General features: G+C 60.8%; 17 protein-coding genes and 3 tRNA genes. 3 read left to right on the forward strand and 17 right to left on the reverse strand.

All coding sequences use genetic code 11. The features are described from left to right. Positions 1-204: 204 nt before the first annotated feature. Positions 205-2841 (reverse strand): ribonuclease R, encoded by a 2637-nt coding sequence (gene rnr, locus LQT98_RS09600; protein ID WP_231462170.1) that lies wholly within the window; start codon positions 2839-2841, stop codon positions 205-207. Between the two features lie 81 nt (positions 2842-2922). Here rnr and LQT98_RS09605 point away from each other — a divergent pair. The 3 genes from LQT98_RS09605 (at position 2923) to LQT98_RS09615 (ending at position 3298) form a co-directional block, all read left to right on the forward strand. Next, a tRNA-Leu gene (locus LQT98_RS09605) sits at positions 2923-3009 on the forward strand. A 53-nt stretch (positions 3010-3062) separates the two neighbouring features. Then, positions 3063-3149: transfer RNA gene (locus LQT98_RS09610), tRNA-Leu, on the forward strand. A 62-nt stretch (positions 3150-3211) separates the two neighbouring features. Beyond that, positions 3212-3298: transfer RNA gene (locus LQT98_RS09615), tRNA-Leu, on the forward strand. 45 nt (positions 3299-3343) lie between these two features. Here LQT98_RS09615 and LQT98_RS09620 read toward each other — a convergent pair. The 16 genes from LQT98_RS09620 to rlmN all read right to left on the reverse strand — a co-directional run bounded on the left by LQT98_RS09620 (position 3344) and on the right by rlmN (position 20869). Next, a complete protein-coding gene (locus tag LQT98_RS09620) occupies positions 3344-4732 on the reverse strand; it encodes an MFS transporter (protein ID WP_231462146.1) in 1389 nt (462 codons plus the stop codon). 113 nt (positions 4733-4845) lie between these two features. Further along, the gene (locus LQT98_RS09625) at positions 4846-5889 is read right to left on the reverse strand and encodes an oxidoreductase (RefSeq protein ID WP_231462147.1); all 1044 of its coding nucleotides are present in this window, start codon (positions 5887-5889) and stop codon (positions 4846-4848) included. Positions 5890-5991: 102 nt separating this feature from the next. After that, positions 5992-7287: an adenylosuccinate synthase gene (locus LQT98_RS09630; RefSeq protein ID WP_231462148.1), complete on the reverse strand. Its 1296-nt coding sequence runs from the start codon at positions 7285-7287 to the stop codon at positions 5992-5994. Between the two features lie 34 nt (positions 7288-7321). Beyond that, positions 7322-8473 (reverse strand): ATP phosphoribosyltransferase regulatory subunit, encoded by a 1152-nt coding sequence (locus LQT98_RS09635; RefSeq protein WP_231462149.1) that lies wholly within the window; start codon positions 8471-8473, stop codon positions 7322-7324. Between the two features lie 117 nt (positions 8474-8590). Continuing rightward, positions 8591-9472 (reverse strand): protease modulator HflC, encoded by an 882-nt coding sequence (gene hflC / locus LQT98_RS09640; RefSeq protein ID WP_048409034.1) that lies wholly within the window; start codon positions 9470-9472, stop codon positions 8591-8593. Positions 9473-9475: 3 nt separating this feature from the next. Next, positions 9476-10690 (reverse strand): FtsH protease activity modulator HflK, encoded by a 1215-nt coding sequence (gene hflK, locus LQT98_RS09645; RefSeq protein WP_231462150.1) that lies wholly within the window; start codon positions 10688-10690, stop codon positions 9476-9478. Further along, the gene (gene hflX / locus LQT98_RS09650) at positions 10677-11807 is read right to left on the reverse strand and encodes a ribosome rescue GTPase HflX (RefSeq protein WP_231462151.1); all 1131 of its coding nucleotides are present in this window, start codon (positions 11805-11807) and stop codon (positions 10677-10679) included. The genes hflK and hflX overlap by 14 nt, the downstream gene beginning before the upstream one ends. Positions 11808-11904: 97 nt before the next feature. Then, positions 11905-12162 (reverse strand): RNA chaperone Hfq, encoded by a 258-nt coding sequence (gene hfq / locus LQT98_RS09655; protein ID WP_039756760.1) that lies wholly within the window; start codon positions 12160-12162, stop codon positions 11905-11907. 89 nt (positions 12163-12251) lie between these two features. After that, the gene (der, locus tag LQT98_RS09660) at positions 12252-13679 is read right to left on the reverse strand and encodes a ribosome biogenesis GTPase Der (RefSeq protein ID WP_048409037.1); all 1428 of its coding nucleotides are present in this window, start codon (positions 13677-13679) and stop codon (positions 12252-12254) included. A gap of 13 nt (positions 13680-13692) precedes the next feature. Continuing rightward, the gene (gene bamB, locus LQT98_RS09665; protein WP_048409038.1) at positions 13693-14832 is read right to left on the reverse strand and encodes an outer membrane protein assembly factor BamB; all 1140 of its coding nucleotides are present in this window, start codon (positions 14830-14832) and stop codon (positions 13693-13695) included. Positions 14833-14836: 4 nt separating this feature from the next. Then, positions 14837-15466, reverse strand: a complete 630-nt coding sequence (locus LQT98_RS09670) for a YfgM family protein (protein WP_048409039.1) — start codon at positions 15464-15466, stop codon at positions 14837-14839. Positions 15467-15480: 14 nt separating this feature from the next. Further along, positions 15481-16752 (reverse strand): histidine--tRNA ligase, encoded by a 1272-nt coding sequence (gene hisS / locus LQT98_RS09675; protein WP_231462153.1) that lies wholly within the window; start codon positions 16750-16752, stop codon positions 15481-15483. A 56-nt stretch (positions 16753-16808) separates the two neighbouring features. Beyond that, positions 16809-18092 carry a flavodoxin-dependent (E)-4-hydroxy-3-methylbut-2-enyl-diphosphate synthase gene (gene ispG / locus LQT98_RS09680; protein ID WP_231462154.1) on the reverse strand — a complete coding sequence of 428 codons (1284 nt, stop codon included), beginning with the start codon at positions 18090-18092 and terminating at the stop codon, positions 16809-16811. Between the two features lie 13 nt (positions 18093-18105). After that, positions 18106-19032 (reverse strand): RodZ domain-containing protein, encoded by a 927-nt coding sequence (locus tag LQT98_RS09685; protein ID WP_231462155.1) that lies wholly within the window; start codon positions 19030-19032, stop codon positions 18106-18108. A 2-nt stretch (positions 19033-19034) separates the two neighbouring features. Further along, positions 19035-19778: a type IV pilus biogenesis/stability protein PilW gene (gene pilW / locus LQT98_RS09690; RefSeq protein ID WP_231462156.1), complete on the reverse strand. Its 744-nt coding sequence runs from the start codon at positions 19776-19778 to the stop codon at positions 19035-19037. Continuing rightward, the gene (gene rlmN, locus LQT98_RS09695) at positions 19775-20869 is read right to left on the reverse strand and encodes a 23S rRNA (adenine(2503)-C(2))-methyltransferase RlmN (RefSeq protein ID WP_231462157.1); all 1095 of its coding nucleotides are present in this window, start codon (positions 20867-20869) and stop codon (positions 19775-19777) included. The genes pilW and rlmN overlap by 4 nt, the downstream gene beginning before the upstream one ends. Between the last annotated feature and the right edge of the window lie 56 nt (positions 20870-20925).

Below are 20925 nucleotides of genomic sequence, written 5' to 3' on the forward strand. Positions count from 1 at the left end.
CCACACCCGTCAACACCTTTCACCACAAAAACCGTAACAAAAGCGGGTCACACACCCCAAACCATTGATACGTCAGCGGATATCCACAAGGGGTATTTAATAAAGCCCCATCACACCCCCGCCGCGCCTAGCAAAACGGGCCGGAGATCAACTCCGGCCCGCCTGCTTCCGATGCCTATTTATATAGATACTGTCTGATAAACATCAGTCCTCATTATTACGCTTACTACTTCTACGTCGCACCGCCGGCTTGCGCTGCTGCGATGGCGTAACCCCAACCGGAGACGGTTTGGCTACTGTTGTAGCAGGCTTATCGATTGCTTCTGTGCCGGAAACAGCCGACGGCAGTACCGTCCCAGGCTTCACTGGCGGCTTCACCGCAACGGACCTACCGCCAGTTTTAGCGGCGGTGGGTTTGGTCGCCACTGGTTTGGATGCTACCGGTTTGGCTGCTACCGGTTTGGCTGCTACCGGTTTGGCTGCTACCGGTTTACTCGCCACAGGCTTAGCCGCTACCGGCTGACCTTGAACAGCACTCCGGCTTCGTCCCTTGGGCGCAGCCGGCAAGGCCGCGGGCTTTGCCTCCACAACCTTGGGAGCAGCCCCACGAGGCGAACTACCAGGACGTGCTCCAGCACTGCGGGCGGGAATCGACGACGCCGTAGAACGAACATCACCCTCTTTGATCAGCGCGAAATCGACTTGCGCGCTTTCCAAGTTGGCGCTCATTACCTTGACCGTCAGGGTATCGCCCAAGCGGTATTGCATGCCGCTCTTCTCGCCGACTATCGCCTGAATGTCTTTCTTGAAGTGGAAATAGTCCTTGCCAAGCTCGGAGATGTGCACCAGCCCTTCCACATACACATCATCCAGCAGTACAAAAACGCCAAAGCTGGTGACCGCGCTGATCTTGCCCTTGAAGACCTCGCCGATCTTGTCGCGCATATAGTAGGTCTTCAGCCAGGACTCCACGTCTCGGCTGGCATCGTCGGCGCGCCGCTCCGTCATCGAGCAATGCACCCCCAAAGCGGCCCACTTGCCAGGCTTGTACTTGCCGCCATTGAGTACCGCCTTGATCGAACGATGCACCAACAAATCGGGGTAACGGCGGATCGGCGAGGTGAAGTGCGCATAAGCTTCGTAAGCCAGGCCAAAGTGGCCGTTGTTGTCCGGCGTGTAAACCGCCTGCTGCATGGAACGCAGCAGCATGGTTTGCAATACCGGCGCATCCGGCCGTCCATGGATCTGCTCAGCCAGTTTGGCGTAGTCCTTGGCGGTGGGCTTTTCCCCGCCGCCCAGACTCAAACCGACCAGACGCAGGTAGTTGCGCAGATTTTCCAGCTTTTCCTCGGTCGGCCCTTCGTGCACCCGATACAGCGCCTTGTGGCCGTTCTGTTCCAGGAAGTCGGCCGCGCAGACATTGGCCGCCAGCATGCATTCCTCGATCAGGCGGTGCGCGTCGTTGCGCACCACCGGCACGATGCGTTCGATCTTGCCCGCATCGTTAAAGATCATCTGAGTTTCGGTGGAGTCGAACTCAATGGCGCCGCGCTGGCTGCGCGCGCCCAGCAAGACCTTGAACAAGGCATACAAGGTCTGGATCTGCGGCAACAAGGGATTGTCGCTGCCATTCTGAATCCAGTCCCATACTTGGGTATACGTCAGCCTGGCCTTGGACAACATCACCGCGGGATAGAACTGGTAACGCTTGACCGCGCCCTTGGCGTTGATCTGCATATCGCAGACCATGCACATCCGTTCCACATCCGGGTTCAAGGAGCAGATGCCATTGGACAGCGCCTCCGGCAACATCGGAATCACCCGGCGCGGAAAATAAACCGAGGTACCGCGATTGATCGCTTCCTGATCCAGCGCATCGCCCGGTTGGACATAGAAGCTGACATCGGCAATGGCCACCACCAGGCGGAAGCCCTTGCCTTGTTTCTCCGCGTAGACCGCATCGTCGAAATCACGTGCGGTTTCGCCATCTATGGTCACCAGCGGCAGTTCTCTCAGATCGACGCGATCCTTGGTCCAATCCTTCTTGCGCACTTTCTTCGGCGTTGCCTTGGCCTGGGCCAGCGCATCTTCGGGGAACTGGTGCGGCAGATCGTGCTTGCGCAGCGCGATTTCGATTTCCATGCCCGGATCGGCATAGTTGCCGAGCACTTCAATCACTTTGCCGATCGGCTGGCGATAAGCGTCCGGGTATTGGAGGATTTCCACCATCACCACTTGACCATCCCTGGCGCCGGCTTCGCCGCCCGGTTCGATCAAGATATCGTGATTCAGCTTCCGGTCCTCGGGCGTTACCACCCAAACACCACGCACACGGTTGATGCGGCCGACCAGTTTGCTCACCACATGGTCGAGCACCTCGACGATCTTGCCTTCCTGGCGACCGCGGCGGTCGACGCCGGATGGCCGAACCATGACGCGATCGCCATGCATCGCCTTTTTCATTTCCCGCTCGGGCAGGAAGATATCTCCACCCTGCCCTTCGCCCTCATCTGGAATGGCAAAGCCATAGCCATCACGATGGCCCGATACCTTGCACTTGATCAGATCGAGTTTTTGCGCAACGCAAACCGCGCCTTTGCGATTGATGATGATTTCACCATCGCGTTCCATTGCGCGTAAACGGCGCTCAAAGTAAACCGATTCGGCGCGTTTAATCGATAACATGCGCGCTAATTCGTCAGGAAACAGCGGAACCCCTTGCTCTGCCAAAATCTGCAAAACGAATTCTCTGCTCGGCAAGGGATTGGAATATTTGAGTTTTTCCCGTTCCAGATGGGGGTCCTGTTCGCGCAGGGACAGGGATTTTTGTTTTTTTTGTATTCTAGCCATTGACACCCTCAAGAATATGTCTATAATTCGCATCTCGTTGCAGAGATGCAGCGAATAATACAGCAAAGCGAAGCCCAGGTGGCGGAATTGGTAGACGCACTAGGTTCAGGTCCTAGCGCCCGCAAGGGTGTGGAAGTTCGAGTCTTCTCTTGGGCACCATCGATTATTAATTGTAATCGAGTCCTTCGCTCTGTATAGTAACAATCTGGTTGGCCCAGGTGGCGGAATTGGTAGACGCACTAGGTTCAGGTCCTAGCGCCCGCAAGGGTGTGGAAGTTCGAGTCTTCTCTTGGGCACCAACAGTTTTCAGGTTTTTAGTCTTTTTGGACTAATACCCAGCAGTAATACAATCCAGGTTTATGCCCAGGTGGCGGAATTGGTAGACGCACTAGGTTCAGGTCCTAGCGCCCGCAAGGGTGTGGAAGTTCGAGTCTTCTCTTGGGCACCAATAAAACCCCGATGATCAATGATCATCGGGGTTTTTGCTTTTCCCCTACCCCGCCAGCGCCTCGCCGGAACGCCGATCCAGCCGCACGAACATCAACCCAGACAACATGGTCAGCACACCCATTACGACGAAGGCCCAGGCAAAGTCGCCAACCCCCAGTTGTTCATGACCACGCAGCGTCGCCATCCCTTGCACCACGAAAGCACCCACCGTCACCCCGAAGCCAGCGGCCAGTTGCTGCGCCACACCGGAGAGGCTGGTGGCATGGCTCATGCTGGCCGGCGTAACGTCGGCAAAAGAAATCGCATTGAGGCTGGTGAACTGCAGGGAACGCAGGCAACCGCCGAAGATAAACACCGCCAGCATCCAGACATAGCTTAGCGCTTCGTAGAACAGCGCATAGGCCGCAATGGACAGCCCTGCCAGCACGCTATTGACGATCAGCACCCGACGGAAACCAAAGCGCCGCAAGATGCGAGCCACTATGGTTTTCATGAAAATGGCGCCAACGGCGGTGGCGCAGGTCAGCAAACCAGACACGAAGGGACTAAAGCCCAAACCCAGTTGCAGCATCAAGGGCAGCAGAAACGGCGTCGCTCCGATGCCAACCCGAAACATGAAGCCGCCAACCACACCGGCATGAAACGTCGGCAGACGCAATAAAGACAAATCCAGCAAGGGATGGGCCGCCTTGCGGTAGTGCGCCAGATACAGCAATAGCAAGGCCATGCCCATGCCTCCCAGCGCGAGCGACCACCCGGTCGACACCAGATGCTTGCCCTCCGAGGCCAGACCCAACATCAGCAGCGACAAGCCCACTCCGGTCAATGCAAAGCCCGCCCAATCCAGCGGCGGTACCGCCTCGTCCCTCAAGTCTTCTATATGCCGACGGGCCAGCCACCAGCCCAATACCCCGATGGGAATATTGATCAGAAAGATCCAGCGCCAATGAAAATAGGTACTGATGAACCCGCCCAGCGGTGGACCTATCACCGGCCCCAGCAAAGCCGGCACGGTCAGATAGCTGAGCGCGCGCACCAGATCCGCCTTGTCCGTGGTGCGCAGAATGACTAGCCGCCCCACCGGCACCATCATCGCGCCGCCCATGCCTTGTACGAAGCGCGCCAACACGAAGCTGCTCAAGGAAGCACTGGCGGCGCACAATAAAGAACCCAACACAAACACCACGATGGCTGAGCGGAAAATACGGCGCGCGCCAAAGCGATCGGCCATCCAGCCGCTAATGGGAATGAAGACCGCCAGACTCACCAGGTAAGAGGTCAAGGCCAGTTTCAGACCAATGGGATCGACGTGAAGATCATGTGCAATCGCCGGCAAGGACGTGGCAATCACGGTGGCGTCCATGTTCTCCATGAACAAGGCGGTGGCCACGATCAGGGGCGTGACCATGCCGGCGGCAAGCTTGAGCTGCATGATGATAGAATTTCAGAAAAACACAATCAGTGTAGCACCCGTCTCCGCCGCGACGAGCAGGCGGAGCGGCGCAAATGATGTCTAAACGTAAAGCGGCCTCGACCCGCCAAGGATCAAGCCAGCGGATGGCAAAACAGGCGCCGGCCATCCGCCGCGCTACGCTCGGCCAGTTCCAGCAAGGAAATCACTCGCCACGCCTCCCGCGCCGTCACCGGATTGGCGCGCTGACCGCGCGCGGCGCCGGCCACCGCGCGGTAATACTCGAGATAGTCCCCATCCGGTGCCGGCCGACGCTCGCCGACAGCCGGCGGCGGGCGGTACACGATGCCGGGTTCGGAATCATGGCCCCAGCCGCTTGACCCGGGACGCCCCCCGGCTTTCAAGAGCTCTTCCTGAGTATCCAGACCAAACTTCACATAACTGGCACTGGCGCCATGCAAGCTGAAACGCGGTGCCCCGCCGCTCACCAGGCAGGAGCCATGCAATATTGCCTGGTATTTTCCGTATCCCAGCTGCACATGAAAGTAATCCGTCGCCTGCGCGCCGGCTCTCTGCCGGGACAGGTTCGCATAAATCGTCTGCGGCCAGCCCAGCAGCAGCAAGGCCTGGTCCAGCAGATGCGGCCCCAGGTCATACCACAGCCCCGCTCCAGGCTCATCCTGCTCGCGCCAGCGCGCGCGCACTTCTGGCCGATAACGGTCGAAATGGGACTCGAAATGACTGAGAGCACCCAATTCGCCACTGGCCAGCAAGGCTTGCAGCGCCAGAAAATCAGAGTCCCAACGCCGGTTATGAAATACCGACAACAACGGGCTACCCGGCCGCTCGGCCAACAAGCACAGCTCGCGCGCCTGCTCCGACGCAACCGTGAACGGCTTGTCCACCACCACGTGCTTGCCAGCGAGCAAAGCCGCGCGCGCCTGCGGATAATGCTGCTGGTTGGGACTGGCGATAACGACCATATCAATCGCCGGATCGGTCAAGGCCTGCTCCAAGCTGGCCAACACCGGCAGTTGCGGCCAGTCGGCCTGAACCGCGTCCGGCCGACTACTAACCACGGCGGCCAACCTCAGCTCGGGGACGGCGGCAATCAAAGGCGCGTGAAAAGTCTTGCCGGCATAGCCATAGCCAACCAGGGCGACATTCAAAGGTTGCATGTTTTCGCTTTCCGTAACGATTTCGCAAACAGTCTACGCTGGCCGCGGACATGAAAAAACCCGCCGGTTAAGGCGGGTTTTCTTCCAGGACTGCAAGCGGGCTTACAGACCGTAGGGGTGACGCATCACGATGGTTTCTTCGCGATCCGGACCGGTGGAGATGATGTCCACCGGAGCGCCGCACACTTCGGCGATGCGGGTCAGATAGGCCTGGGCATTGGCAGGCAGATCCTCCCAGCGCTTGGCGCCGAAAGTGCTTTCAGTCCAGCCCGGCATGGTTTCGTACACCGGCACGCACTTGCTGACCGCGTCGGAACCGAAGGGCAGGATGTCCACTTTCTCGCCGTCCAGGGTATAGCCCACGCACAGCTTGATTTCTTCCAGACCATCCATCACGTCCAGCTTGGTCACGCACAGGCCGGACACGCCGTTGATCTGAATGGAGCGCTTGAGCGCGGCGGCGTCAAACCAACCACAGCGGCGCGGACGGCCGGTCACCGAGCCGAACTCGTTGCCGCGCTTGGCCAGGAACATGCCGATTTCGTTTTCCTGCTCGGTCGGGAACGGGCCGGAACCCACGCGAGTGGTGTAACCCTTGACGATGCCCAGCACGTAGTTAAGCATCTGCGGCGCCACGCCGGCGCCCGGAGCGGCCGCGCCGGCCACGCAGTTGGACGAAGTCACGTACGGATAAGTACCGTGGTCGATGTCCAGCAAAGTGCCTTGCGCGCCCTCGAACAGCAGCGGAATTTCCGCCTGGTTCATGTCGTACAGAGTGCGGGACACATCGGCCACCATCGGCTTGATGCGCTCGGCCAGTTTCAGGGTGTCGGCCAGGATCACGTCAAAGCTTACCGGCTCAGCCTGGAACAGCTTGGTCAGCATGAAGTTGTAGTACTCGACGTTTTCCTTCAGCTTCTCGGCAAAGCGGGCAGTGTCGAACAGATCGATCACCTTCAGCGCGCGACGCGCTACCTTGTCTTCGTAGCAAGGGCCGATGCCGCGACCGGTGGTACCGATCTTGCCGGCGCCCTTGGCCGCTTCGCGCGCCTGGTCCAGAGCAACGTGGTAAGGCAGGATCAGCGGGCAGCCTTCGGAAATCTTCAGGCGAGCGGCAACGTTCACGCCCGCGGCTTCCAGCTCGTCGATCTCTTTGAGCAAGGCCTCCGGGGACAGCACCACACCATTGCCGATGAAGCACTCGACATCATCGCGCAGAATGCCGGACGGGATCAGACGCAGCACGGTTTTCTTGCCGCCGACCACCAGAGTGTGACCCGCGTTGTGGCCGCCCTGGAAGCGAACCACCGCACGCGCGTGGTCGGTCAGCCAGTCAACGATCTTGCCCTTGCCTTCATCACCCCACTGGGTACCGATCACGACAACGTTCTTGGACATTGGAAAAAACCTCTTCTTCAGTCAGATTCAAAAATCAGTTAAATGAAACCACTTGCCAACCCGAGCCATCCGGAGTCAGCTCGCGATCGCAATTCAGCGCCTGGGCCGACTCGCCCAGGTAATCAATCACCACCATTTCGCCGGCGGCGCGCAAGCGCACCACCTCGGCCCGCGCCTGCGGCCAGTGCTTGGCGGCCAGGCGAATGCCCCTGACCGAGCCTTGCTCCGGCAGGATGCGGATCAGATCGCGCAAATCCAGGCTGAAACCGGTGGCCGGACGAGCGCGGCCGAAACGCCGGCCGACATTGTCGTAACGGCCGCCTCGCGCCAATTCCTCGGCCCAGCCTTCGGCGTAGGCCGCGAACAGCAGGCCATTGTGATACTGGGTGCCACGCAGCTCGGTCAGATCAAAGCTCAGGGCCACGCGACCCTCCAGCGCCTTGGCCACCGCGGACAACTGCATCAGGCCCAGCTCCACTTCCGGCAGCGATGGCAGGCAGGAGCGCGCGCGCTCCAGGCCAGCTATCGGGCCATATAATTCAGGCAGCGCCAGGAAAGCGCTGCGATACGGCTCGGCGACATCGCGCACCAACTCGCGGATGCTGGCCACGTCCTTGCTCTGCAACTTGGCGAACAAGGCGCGGCTAGTCTCGCTGGACAGGCCCGCCGCGGCGGAAAGCCCGCGATAAATGGCCATATGACCGATATCCAGTCGTACCCCACTCACCCCGGCGCGCTCCAGCGTCGCCAGCATCAATTCTATGACTTCCAGATCCGCCTCGATGCCGGCATAACCGTAAAGCTCCGCCCCCACCTGCATAGGCTCGCGGGAACCGGTGGCGCCATCCGGACGGGTGTGCACCACGCTGCCGGCATAGCACAGCCGGGTCACTCCGGTACGCTCGCCCAGCAGATGCGCGTCGATGCGCGACACCTGCGGCGTGATGTCGGCGCGCAGGCCCATCTGCCGGCCGGACAGATAATCGTCCAACTTGAAGGTTTTCAACCCCAAGGAGGCATCCTCCTCGCTCACCAGCGAGTCGATGTATTCGACCATAGGCGGCAGCACCAGCTCGTAACCCGCCACGCGAAAGCCTTCCAGCATCGCCGCCTTGGCGGACTCCACCTGGCGCGCGGTGGCGGGCAGGATATCCGCGATATACTCCGGTAACAGCCAATTGCGCATGATTCTTTTCAACAGAATAAAAGGCGGGAAGCATCCCGCCTTGTTATCAGCAAACTGGCCAGGTCGCCCCGGCCAGTGTTCCATTACTCGATTGTCCTGCGCGGCTTCCGCCGCCGCTTACTTGCTCTTGCCTGCTCCGGACTGCGGGTTCTTGAAGTACTTGAAGAACTCGCTGCTCGGCTCCAGCACCAGCACGTCGCTCTTGTTCTTGAACGACTCCTTGTAGGCATCCATGCTGCGCCAGAACGCATAGAAGTCCGGGTTCTTGCCATAGGCCTCGGCGTAAATCGCCGCCGCCTTGGCATCGCCCTTGCCCTTCAGGTCCTGGGCCTGGCGATACGCTTCAGCCAGGATCACTTCGCGCTGCTTGTCCGCTTCGGCGCGGATGCGTTCCGCGTCGGCGGCGCCTTCGCTGCGCAACTGGCTGGCGACGGTGCGACGCTCGGACTGCATGCGATCAAAGACCGAACTGCTTATTTTATCCGGAAAATCGACTCGTTTTAAGCGTACGTCGAGAATTTCTACCCCTATTTTACGCGCATCCGCGTCCGCGCGCTTGCGAACCGTGTCCATGACCTGGTCGCGCTTACCGGAAATGACGTCGGCAACCATCTTTTGGCCGAATTCAGCGCGCAAACCGTCGTTGATGGTTTGTTTCAATCGCGCCACAGCGGCGGCCTCGGAACCCACGCTCTTGTAGAACTGCTCAACGTCCACCACGCGCCACTTGACGAAGCTGTCCACTAGCACGTTCTTCTTCTCGCGGGTATTGAACAGTTCCGGCGCTTCCGCGTCTATGGTCTGTACCCGGCGATCGAAATAACGCACGTTCTGCAGCAGCGGCACCTTGAACTGTATGCCCGGCTCCTTGATGATGCGCACCACTTCGCCAAACTGGAAAACCAGCGCGTACTGGCGCTGATCCACGGTGAACAGCGACAGGCTGGCAACAAATAGCACACCGGCTATGGCTACAACAGTCGGAATCAGTCTATCCATTGCTTATCGCTCCGCCCCAAAAAAATCACGTCCGCGAGTTACGTCCCGCCCTCCTTTTCCGGCACCGGCCGGTGCAGCCGGCGCCGCCTGTTCCGCGGCTTGCGGCGCGGCACTGGCGGCGGGTGCTGCTGCAGACGCACCCGGGTTGCTCTGCTGAATCAACTTGTCCAGCGGCAGGTACAGCAGGTTGTTACCGCCCTTCTGATCCACCACCACCTTGGTGGTGCTGCTCATGATTTGCTGCATCATGTCCAGGTAGAGGCGGTCACGCATGACCTTGGGCGCTTTGTTGTATTCGGACAACACTTGTTTGAAACGCGACGCATCGCCTTCGGCGCGGGAGACGACTTTCTGCTCATAGGCTTCTGCTTCCTGCTGCAGGCGCGCGGCCAGGCCTTGCGCCTTGGGCAAGACCTCATTGGCGTAGGCCAGGCCTTCGTTGCGCAGCTTGTCCTTGTCCTGACCGGCCTTCACCGCGTCGTCGAACGCCGCCAGCACTTGCTCGGGCGGCTGCACCGCATTGATGTTGACCTTGGCGATACGTATGCCCAGCGAATAACGATCCAGCACCTCCTGGATCAGCTTCTGGGTTTCCACCGCGATCTGAGCACGGCCTTCGTTCAGCACGAAATCGACCTTGTTGCGGCCCACCACTTCGCGGATCGCGGTTTCGGTCGCCTGCTTGACGATGTCCTTGGCGTCGCGCTCGCGCGCGGCGTTGTTGAACAGGAAGGCGCGCGCATCCTTGATGTCGTATTGCACCGACAGCTGCACATCGATGATGTTCTGATCGGAGGTCAGCATCAGCGACTCCTCCGCCACCCGCGTTTGGGCGGTGTTGCGGTAGCCCACTTCCACGCTGCGCACTTCGGTCAGGTTGACGATCTCGACCTTTTCAAACGGGAACGGCGCGTGCCATTGCAGGCCCGGCTCGGTCACCCGGTTGAAGCTGCCCAGGCGCAATACCACGCCCTGCTCGCGCGCGTCCACCACGTAGAAGCCGCTGGCCAGCCACAAGGCCGCCAGCACGCCGACCACGGCGACGATACCGCCCTTGAATGGCGGCTTGGCGTTGGCCGAGCCGGATCCGCCGGCGCCGCCATTGCCCTTGGCGCCTAGCAGTCGCGACAGCTTCTGGTTGAGGTTGCGGAATACTTCGTCGAGGTCCGGCGGCCCTTCATTGCCTCGGCGGCCCCGGTTAGGGTCATTCTGCGACATGCTCGTAATAGTCTTTATGGTTGTTTTGGGAAGGTTGCACGCATTCGGCAACCGCGGTTCGCAAGAGTTCCAGGCCGGCGCCGGTCAAAGCCGAAACCCGCACCGAAATCGGACGGCCAGCCGCATCGCGCTCAATTTCCGGCTCCATCGCGCGCAGATCGCACTTATTCCAGACCAGCAGCTGCGGAATGCCGTCGGCGCCGATCTCGGCCAGCACCTTGTTGACCTCCTCGATCTGCACATCGCGCATATCGCTGGAGCAATCCACCACGTGCAGCAGCAAGTCCGCCTGCACCGTTTCCTCGAGGGTGGCGCGGAAGGCCGCCACCAGGGTATGCGGCAAATCGCGGATGAAGCCCACGGTATCAGAAATGACGATGGAGGTCTGGTGATTCAGGAACAGTTTGCGGCTGGTGGTGTCCAGCGTGGCGAACAATTGGTCCGCCGCATAGATGCGCGCCTTGGTCAGCGCATTGAACAAGGTGGACTTGCCGGCATTGGTGTAACCGACAATGGACACCGAGGCGATGCCGGCGCGGCCGCGCCCCTTGCGCTGGGTATGGCGCTGCTTCTGCACTTGCGCCAATCGCTCTTTCAACGCCTTGACGCGGATGCCGAGCAGGCGGCGGTCGGTTTCAAGCTGGGTTTCGCCGGGACCGCGCAGGCCGATACCGCCCTTCTGTCGCTCCAGGTGAGTCCAGCCGCGTACCAGACGGGTGGACATATGCGATAGCTGCGCCAGTTCGACTTGCAGCTTGCCTTCGTGGCTGCGCGCGCGCTGCGCGAAAATATCCAGGATCAGGCTGTTGCGGTCTATGACGCGGCATTGCAGCGCACGCTCCAGATTGCGCTCCTGACCCGGCGCCAACGCATGGTTGAATATCACTACATTGGCATCAGTGGCGCGCACCAGCAGGCCGACTTCCTCGACCTTGCCCTTGCCGGCGAACAAGGCCGCATCCGGTCGCTGGCGCTTGCCCTGCACGATGCCCATCACTTCAACGCCGGCGCTCTTGACCAGCTCGGCGCACTCGGCAATGTTTTCCTGGTAGTCGGCATCTCCAAAATCCAGGCAGACCAGCACCGCCTGGTCGCCTAAGTCGGGACGATCAAACACTATTTGAAAACCATAGTTGGGGCGCAAAAGACAAAAGGCCGACAAGCCGCGCCAACTTGGCGCGGCCGATCGGCCCGGTCACAAACACAGCAACGCTTTAGGCGTCTTGCTGCTCCTGTTTTTGCACCGGGTGTTCATGGGGAAGATTGACCGGACGGGCAGGCACGACGGTGGAAATGGCGTGTTTGTACACCATCTGGGTCACCGTATTTTTCAGCAACACCACGTACTGGTCAAAGGATTCTACCTGACCCTGAAGTTTGATACCGTTGACCAGGTAGATGGACACCGGCACATGTTCCTTACGCAGGATGTTCAGGAACGGGTCTTGTAACATTTGCCCTTTAGAGCTCATTCGTTATTCTCCGAATCGTTGATTGTTGTATTAACTGAACCTTACAGCCCGGTTGTCTGCTTATTATTAGCAGAAAACATCCCGGCGTACTATTTTTTACTGCTGCTGCCCTTGCCGCTCTTGCCGTAACGCACTTCTTTTTCGCGTCCGCGCATCTTGGACATCGGCTTGGGCTTGGCGCGGGACTTCTCCTTGCCGTCGTCGTTGTCGAACGGATTGTCCGAAGACTTGTACTGCACGCGCAGCGGCGTGCCCTGCAGCTTGAACACTTTCCGGAAAGTATGTTCCAGATAGCGGGTATAACTGTTCGGCACCGCGTCCAAGGCATTGCCGTGCACCACGATGATGGGCGGATTCTGCCCACCTTGGTGCGCGTAGCGCATCTTGGGGCGGATCAGCCCGGAGCGCGGCGGTTGCTGACGTTCCAGCGCCACTTGCAGCACCCGGGTCAGCTTGGGCGTCGCCAGCTTGGCCATCGCAGCCCGATAAGCCTCGTCGATGGACTTGAACAAGTCTGCCACGCCGCGGCCTTCAATGGCGGAGATGTAATGGAACTTTGCAAAGTCGAGGAAGTTCAGCTTGCGCGCGATCTCGCGGCGCACTGTTTCCTTCTGCTCGCCATCCAGGTTGTCCCATTTGTTCACCGCCACCACCAGAGCCCGACCCGCTTCCAGCGCGAAACCGGCGATGGTGGCGTCCTGCTCGGAAATATCCAATTGGGCGTCCAGCACCAGCACCGCCACATTGGCGTCTTCGATCGCCTTCATGGTCTTGATCACCGAGAACTTTTCCAGCATCTCGCTGACCTTGGCCCGGCGACGCACGCCCGCGGTATCAATGATGGTGTAAGTATGGCCATCTCGCTCAAAATCAATATATATGCTGTCGCGAGTGGTGCCGGCCTGGTCGAAGGCGATCACGCGCTCTTCGCCCAGGATGGCATTGACCAGGGTGGACTTGCCGACATTGGGACGGCCGATCACCGCGAACTTGGGATGGCGCGAGGCTTCTTCTTCCACTTCATCCGGAAAGTCGGCCAGCACCAGTTCCATCAATTCGCGCACGCCATCGCCATGAGCGGCGGAGATCACCAGCGGCTCGCCCAGCGCCAGTTCATGGAACTCGGCGCCGGCGATCGCGTGACGCATGCCTTCCGCCTTGTTGACGGCGAGGAAGACCGGCCGCTGCAGCTGTCGCAGGCGATTGGCGATGATTTTGTCTTGCGGGGTCAGGCCATTGCGGCCATCCACCAAGAACACCACGGCGTCGGCTTCATCCACGGCCTGCAGAGTCTGCTTGGCCATTTCGAACAGAATGCCTTCGTCCACCACCGGCTCGAAGCCGCCGGTATCCACCACCAGGTACGGTTTTTCGCCGACGCGGCCTTGGCCATAATGGCGGTCGCGCGTCAGGCCCGGCTGGTCGGCGACCAGGGCGTCACGGCTGCGGGTCAGCCGGTTGAATAAGGTCGACTTGCCCACATTGGGGCGGCCGACCAGAGCTACGGTAGGTTTCATGAATACTGCTTTTTTATCCCAAAGTCAGCAGCGCCAGGCGGCCGTCCTTGCCTTGCATCAAGGCGGACGAACCCAGCGATACCGGTTGATTGGCCAGGCCGGACCCGACCTTGACTCGGCCCACGATGCTGCCGCTCTCATTGGATAGCAGATGGGCGTAACCTTCGCCATCTCCAACCAGCACGAAGCGGCCCAACAGCGCGGGTCCGGTGACGTCCCGATATTTCAGGTCGTCGGTTTTCCAGAGATTGCGGCCGGTGCCGCGATCAAACGCCCACACCGAACCATCTTCCGCGGTCACGTAGACATTGCGGCCATCCACGGCCAGGCCGCGGCTGGAAGAGATCTCACGCGCCCACAGCAGATTGCCGGAACGCGCCTCGAAGCAGGCCACGCGCCCCTGGTAGGCGACGGCGCACACCTGGCCGCCGTCGAACACCGGCCGCGAGGTCACATCGGTCATGCGCTCCAACTCGGTGGCGCCGCGCGGATTGGCCACCGCGCCCTGCCACAGCGGATTGCCGGTTTGCGGATTGATGATGTCGAGACGGCCGCCGGCCTGCCCCACCATCACCGCTTCCTTGCCCACCGCCTGCATCGAGCCATTATTGCGCACGGTCAGCTGTGGCAGCACATTGCCGCTGGACCACAGTTGCTTGCCGCCTTCGGCCAGGGAGAAGCCGGTCAGCCGCGCGTCGTTAGTACGCACCAGCACCATGTCGCCGGCCACTTGCGGAGCTTCCAACATCAAACTGGTCAGCGGCTGCTGCCACAATACCTTGCCGCTGGCACGCTCCACGGCCAGCAGCTTGGCGTCCTGGGTACCCACCAGCACCGTGTCGCCGGCCACGGCCACGCCGGCGCTCAACTTGCGCTTGAGATCCACATCGGCGCTGACGCGACCGCTGAGCGCGTCTATGCTGCGCACGCGGCCGTCGGCGTCGGCGCTCACCACCAGGCCGTTGGCGTAGACCGGCAGGAAACCTGCGGCCGGCGCGGCCTGACCCGCGGTCCATTTGACCTCCAGCCCCTGCAAGGGCTTGATCGTGACCAGCGGCGTGGGCTTGAACTGGCTATTGCTCTCAAACCAGCTGGCGCAGCCGGCCAGCAAGGAAGTGGACAGCACAGCGGTAAGCAACAATTGGCGGCGCATGCGATCAGCCTCCCAGCGCGTCGAGTTTGGTCTGGATGAACTGGCGGTTCGGAGAGTCGCCCACCAGTTTGGCCAAAGCGGATTTATAAGCGTCGCGCGCGGCGGCGGCATCGCCCTTGGCGACCAGCACATCGCCCTTCAAATCCAGGAACAGCGCGTCGAAACCAGCCGGATGCTCCTTGTTCAGTTCGGCGATCGCCGCGTCGTAGGTTTTCTGATCCAGCAGCAGCGAGGCCAGACGCAGGCGGGCGATGGCGCTCACCGATACATCCTTGCTATTGGCCAGCACCCATTCCAGCTGGCTCTTGGCCAGCGCGAGGTCGCTCTTGTCGAAAGCGGCCTTGGCCAGGATCAGCGAACCACGGGTGGCGTACGCAGTGGAACCGAAGTCGTTCTGCAGCAGAGTGACCGCCGACTTCAGCTTGGCGATATCCTTGGCCGTCACCGCCGCATCCACGTTCTCGTAAGCGGCGGCGGCTTTTTGCGCCTGGTCTTCCTGGTAATAGCGATAGCCTTTGAAACCCAGGTAGGCGATCGCCGACGCGGCCAGCACGCCGGCAATCAGCTTGCCCCACTGCTGCCAGAAGGCCTTGATCGAATCAATCTGTTCTTGTTCCTGCAAGTCGAACGCCATTGCGCCCCTCTCCCTTAAGCTTTCAGCGAGGTCAACACGGCGGCAACCGCATCCGCCGCCACGGTTTGTTGCTCGATCTCGGCGCGCAGCGCCTTGATCACCGCCTGACCAGTTTTGATTTCATTCTCGCCGACGATGACGGCGAACTGCGCGCCGCAGCCATCGGCTTTTTTCATTTGCGACTTGAAACTGCCCTCGCCCAAGTGCTGCACCACGGATAGACCAGCGGCGCGCAGGCTTTGCGCCAGCTTCATCGCATACAAGGCCGCGCCTTCGCCCTGGTTCACCAGGTAGACATCGACACTGCGCTGCGCCGGCAGCAGTTGCTTGTCCTGCAGCAACAGCACCACGCGCTCCAAGCCCATGCCAAAACCGATGCCGGCAGCGGACTTGCCGCCCAGTTGCTCGATCAGACCATCGTAACGACCGCCGGCGCAAACGGTGCCTTGCGCGCCCAGCTCATTGGTCACCCATTCGAACACCGACTGATTGTAGTAGTCGAGCCCGCGCACCAGCCGCGGGTTCTCGACGAAGTCGACGCCCAGTTCGCGGATCATCGCCTTCCAACCTTCGTAATGCGCGCGCGACGCTTCGCCCAGGTAGTCGGACAGCTTGGGCGCGCCATCGGCCATCTGTTGCAGCGCCGGGTTCTTGGTGTCCAGCACCCGCAGCGGGTTGCTGTACATGCGGCGCTTACCGTCTTCGTCCAGGATGTCCACATGCTGCTCAAGATAGGCGATCAGCGCCTGGCGATGAGCTGCGCGTTCTTCCTGATTGCCCAGCGAGTTGATTTCCAGACGCACATACTGGGACAGGCCCAGACGACGCCACAAGTCCGCGGTCATCGCGATGATTTCGGCGTCGATGTCCGGACCGGCGAAACCCAGCGCTTCCACGCCCATTTGATGGAACTGACGATAGCGACCCTTCTGCGGACGCTCATGGCGGAACATCGGCCCCATATACCATAGTTTCTGGGTGGCATTGTACAGAAGGTTGTGCTCGACCACCGCGCGCAGGGTGCCGGCGGTGCCTTCGGGGCGCAAGGTCAGGCTGTCGCCGTTCAGGCTGTCGATGAAGGTGTACATCTCCTTCTCCACCACATCGGTGACTTCGCCGATGGCGCGGACGAAGAGCGGGGTGGTTTCGACAATGGGAGTGCGGATGTTCTGGTAGCCGTAGTCGGCCAGCAGCTCGCGCAGCTTGCCTTCAAAGAACTCCCACTGATAGGACTCGGCCGGCAGCACGTCATTCATGCCTTTGACCGCTTGATATTTTTGTGCCATTGCTTGTTTTCTTGTATATCGCTTGAATCAGTGCCCGGTCATTGCGCCAAACGCGCTCAAACGCCTACCGGACGAATCGGGATAGTACGGCTGCCGCCCTCGCGACGCTTGACGCCGCCTTCGCCGTAGCGGCTTTCCACATAGCGATCAACCAGGGCCGTGAACTCGGCGGCGATGTTGTCGCCCTTGAGGGTAACATCCTTTTGGCCGTCGACGTAAACCGGCGCCACCGGCACTTCGCCGGTGCCGGGCAGCGAGATGCCGATATCGGCCAGCTTGCTTTCCCCCGGGCCGTTGACCACGCAGCCCATCACCGCCACCTTCATGTCCTCCACGCCCGGATATTGCAAACGCCACACTGGCATCTGCGTGCGCAGATGGTTCTGGATCTGATCCGCCAGTTCCTGAAAGAAGGTGCTGGTGGTACGGCCGCAGCCCGGACAAGCGGTCACCAGCGGGGTAAAGCTGCGCAGGCCCATGGTTTGCAGCAGTTCCTGCGCCACCACCACTTCCTTGGTGCGCGCCTCGCCCGGCTGCGGCGTCAGCGAGATGCGGATGGTGTCGCCTATGCCTTGCTGCAGCAAGATCGCCAGCGCGGCGCTGGACGCGACGATGCCTTTCGAGCCCATGCCGGCCTCAGTCAGGCCCAGGTGTAGCGGGAAATTGCAGCGGCTGCCCAGGTCGCGGTATACGGTAATCAGATCCTGCACATTGCTGACCTTGCAGGACAGCAGGATCTGCTCGGCCGGCAGGCCCAACTCCATCGCCTTGTCGGCCGATTCCAGCGCGGAAACGATCAAGGCCTCGCGCATCAGTTGCTCCAGGGGCAAGGGCTGAGCGACGCGATTGTTGGCGTCCATCATCCGCGCCAGCAAGGCCTGGTCCAGGCTGCCCCAGTTAACGCCGATGCGCACCGGTTTGCCGTATTCGATGGCGGTGCGGATCATGAAGGCGAATTTGTCGTCGCCCTTGGCGCCCTTGCCGACATTGCCCGGATTGATCCGGTACTTGGCCAGCGCGCGCGCGCAATCCGGATACTCTCTCAGCAGGCGATCGCCATTGAAATGGAAATCGCCGACCAAGGGAACCGCACAGCCGGCGTCGTCCAGGCGCTGACGGATTTCCGCCACCTTGGCCGCCGCCTCCGGCGAATTGACGGTAATGCGCACCAGCTCCGAACCGGCCTCGGCCAGTTCCATCACCTGCCGCACCGTGGCCGCCACGTCGGCGGTATCGGTATTGGTCATCGACTGCACCACCACCGGCGCGTCCGAACCTACAATGACATGCCCCACCCTAGCCTGCAGAGTGGGGCGTCGCGCGATGTTCACGCTATCCATTCGCTACCTTGAATTACTTGAGTTCCAGCTTTGCCGTGGTGCCGCGGATCTTGTCCGAGAGGTCCACCGCTTGGCCATTGAAATTCACCACCACTTGCGCGGCATTGCCGATCACCAGCTTGAACGGTGGCGTGCCGACCGCTTCCTGGGTGCTGCCCGGCTGCAGCGTCTGGAACACCAGCTTTTTGCCGGTGGCATCCACTACCGACACCCAGGCCTCGGCGTCCTTGACCGTCAGCACCAGCTTGCCGCTGGCCGCCGCCGCGGCGCTGGCCTGTGGCTTGGCCGCCGGCGCCGACTGGACGGGCGCGCTGGCCGCGTTGACGATTTTCACCGCCTGCGGTGCTGAGGCCGGAACCGCTACTGGCGCGACTACCGGCGTGGACGCCGGCGCGTCGATCGCCAACATCGGTGCGGAGGACTCACCGGATGGCGCGGAGGCCAGTTCGCTAGCCAACGGGACAGAGGACTCGCCTCCAGCTTGTCGGCTGTCGCTTTCGTGATTGCTGGCCAGCCAGGCCACGCCGCCACCCAAAGCCGCCAGCACCAGCAAGGCGATGATCCATTTCCCAGACGATCCGCCACCACCCGAAGACTCCAGCGTTTCCGTCGGTTGCGGCTGACTATCGTGACCACCATCACGCACCAGGTTGGCGACGTCGTTGACCGCGGAAGGAAATTGCCTATCCAGCGCGTGCATCAACGGCTCGGGGTCGATCTGCAGAAAGCGGGCATAGTTGCGCACGAAGCCGCGCACAAAGGTTGCGCCCGGCAAAATCGCAAAATCGTCGCGTTCAATCGCCTCCAATTGCCGCATCGACAATTTCAAGCGATCCGCGACCTCCCCCAAACCCATGCCAGCCGCTTCGCGAGCGGCTTTCAGCCGAGCGCCGACGCGCGCGTCCGCCGGCTGTCCCTGTTGTTCGAATTGTTGCTCCATCCTCAGCTTCCACTCAACAGCAGTTGTGTTTCTTTGGAATCCGGATAGCGGTTCTTGAGCGCGGCGGAACTTTCACTTTCCAAAACCCTGTTGCCGCTGGCACGCCCAATCTGCACCCCAAGCCATAAGTCGTCGGCTTGCAGCGCAGCTCCCTTGCCCATCCGTTCGAAATAGAAAGCAGCCAATTTGGCATTACCCAGCCCAAGATGCAACTGTGCTAATTCCCGCAACGCCGGCGCGAAATTGGGCGCGGCGCGCAGTGCCGCCAGCAAATAATCATTGGCTTGTTCCTTATTGCCCATCTTGGCGCTGCAGTGCCCCAAATTCAAATAAGCGGTTTGCGGCGAATCATACAGCGGGTTGGCCAGCGCTTTCTGAAAATAGGACAAGGAATCTTGGGGCCGGTTTCGATCACACAGGAACAAACCGTAATTATTATTGGCCTCGGGACTGCTGGGATCCAGTTGCAGGGCCTTGAGGTAATTGGCCTCCGCCGGCCCATCCTCGCGCAACAGGGTCAGCACATAGGCCCGCGACACATAGGCGGGCACATAGGCCGCATCCGCGGCCACGGCCTGATCCGCCGTTTCGAGCGCCACTTTGTAATTGCCGATCTTGGCGTATTCGACGGCCAGCTGGCTGCGTATCGTCGCCAGTTCGCGCGAGGTGCCGGGATCGGCGGCAAATGCGGTTGAACTTGCAGCCATCCATAAGCAGGCCATCAACCCCATTTGCCGTATCGTCATTGCTTGTTGTCCTCTACGATCTGCATCCACTTGGCCTGACGGCGGGTCTTGTCCATCACCTGGCCGGCCAACTGGCCACAGGCGGCGTCGATGTCGTCGCCACGGGTTTTCCGCACCGTCACCACATAACCGCGTTCCTGCAAGATTTCGCGGAACGCGCGAATCGCGTTATTGCTGGAGCGCTCGTAACCGGAGTTCGGAAACGGATTGAACGGTATCAGATTGAACTTGCACGGCACGTCCCGCACCAGCTCCAGCAGTTGGCGAGCATGTTCCGGCCTATCGTTGACACCGTCAAGCATCACATACTCGAAAGTGATGAAGTCGCGCGGCGCTTTTTCCAGATAACGCTGGCATGCGGCCATCAGTTGCGCCAGCGGGTATTTCTTGTTGATCGGCACGATCACGTCGCGGATGGCGTCGTTGGGCGCGTGCAGGGACACCGCCAGCGCCACCGGGCACTCTTCGCGCAAGCGGTCCATCTGCGGCACCAGGCCGGAAGTGGACAACGTCACCCGCCGGCGCGACAGGCCATAGCCATGGTCGTCCAGCATGATCTGCATCGCGCTGACCACATTGTCGAAGTTGGCCAGCGGCTCGCCCATGCCCATCATCACCACATTGGACACCACGCGCTCGTTCTTGGGCGTGACGCCCATCGCCTTGTTGGCCCACCATAGCTGGCCGATGATTTCGGCGGTGGACAGGTTGCGGTTGAAACCCTGGCGGCCGGTGGAGCAAAACGTGCACTCCAGCGCACAGCCAACCTGGGATGACACGCACAAGGTGCCGCGTTCATCCTCGGGGATGAATACGGTTTCGACGCCATTGCCGGTACCGACGTCGAGCAGCCACTTGCGGGTGCCATCACTGGACGCCTGCCCGGTCATCAGCGAGGGAACCTTCACTTCCGCGCGTTCGTGCAACTTGGCGCGCAGGCTCTTGGCCAGGTCGGTCATCGCGTCGAAATCGTCTTCCGCCATCTGGTGCATCCAGCGCATCACTTGCTTGGCGCGAAACGGCTTCTCGCCCATTTCGGCGAAGTGCCGGGTGAGTTGATCCAGATTGAAGTCGAGCAGGTTGGTTTTCATGCATTCCTCGGGAAAAGCAGAGGCGGCGTGGACGACCGCCTCGCGCAGCAGCCCGC

Source organism: Chromobacterium aquaticum (assembly GCF_021129195.1).
Lineage (GTDB): Bacteria > Pseudomonadota > Gammaproteobacteria > Burkholderiales > Chromobacteriaceae > Chromobacterium > Chromobacterium aquaticum.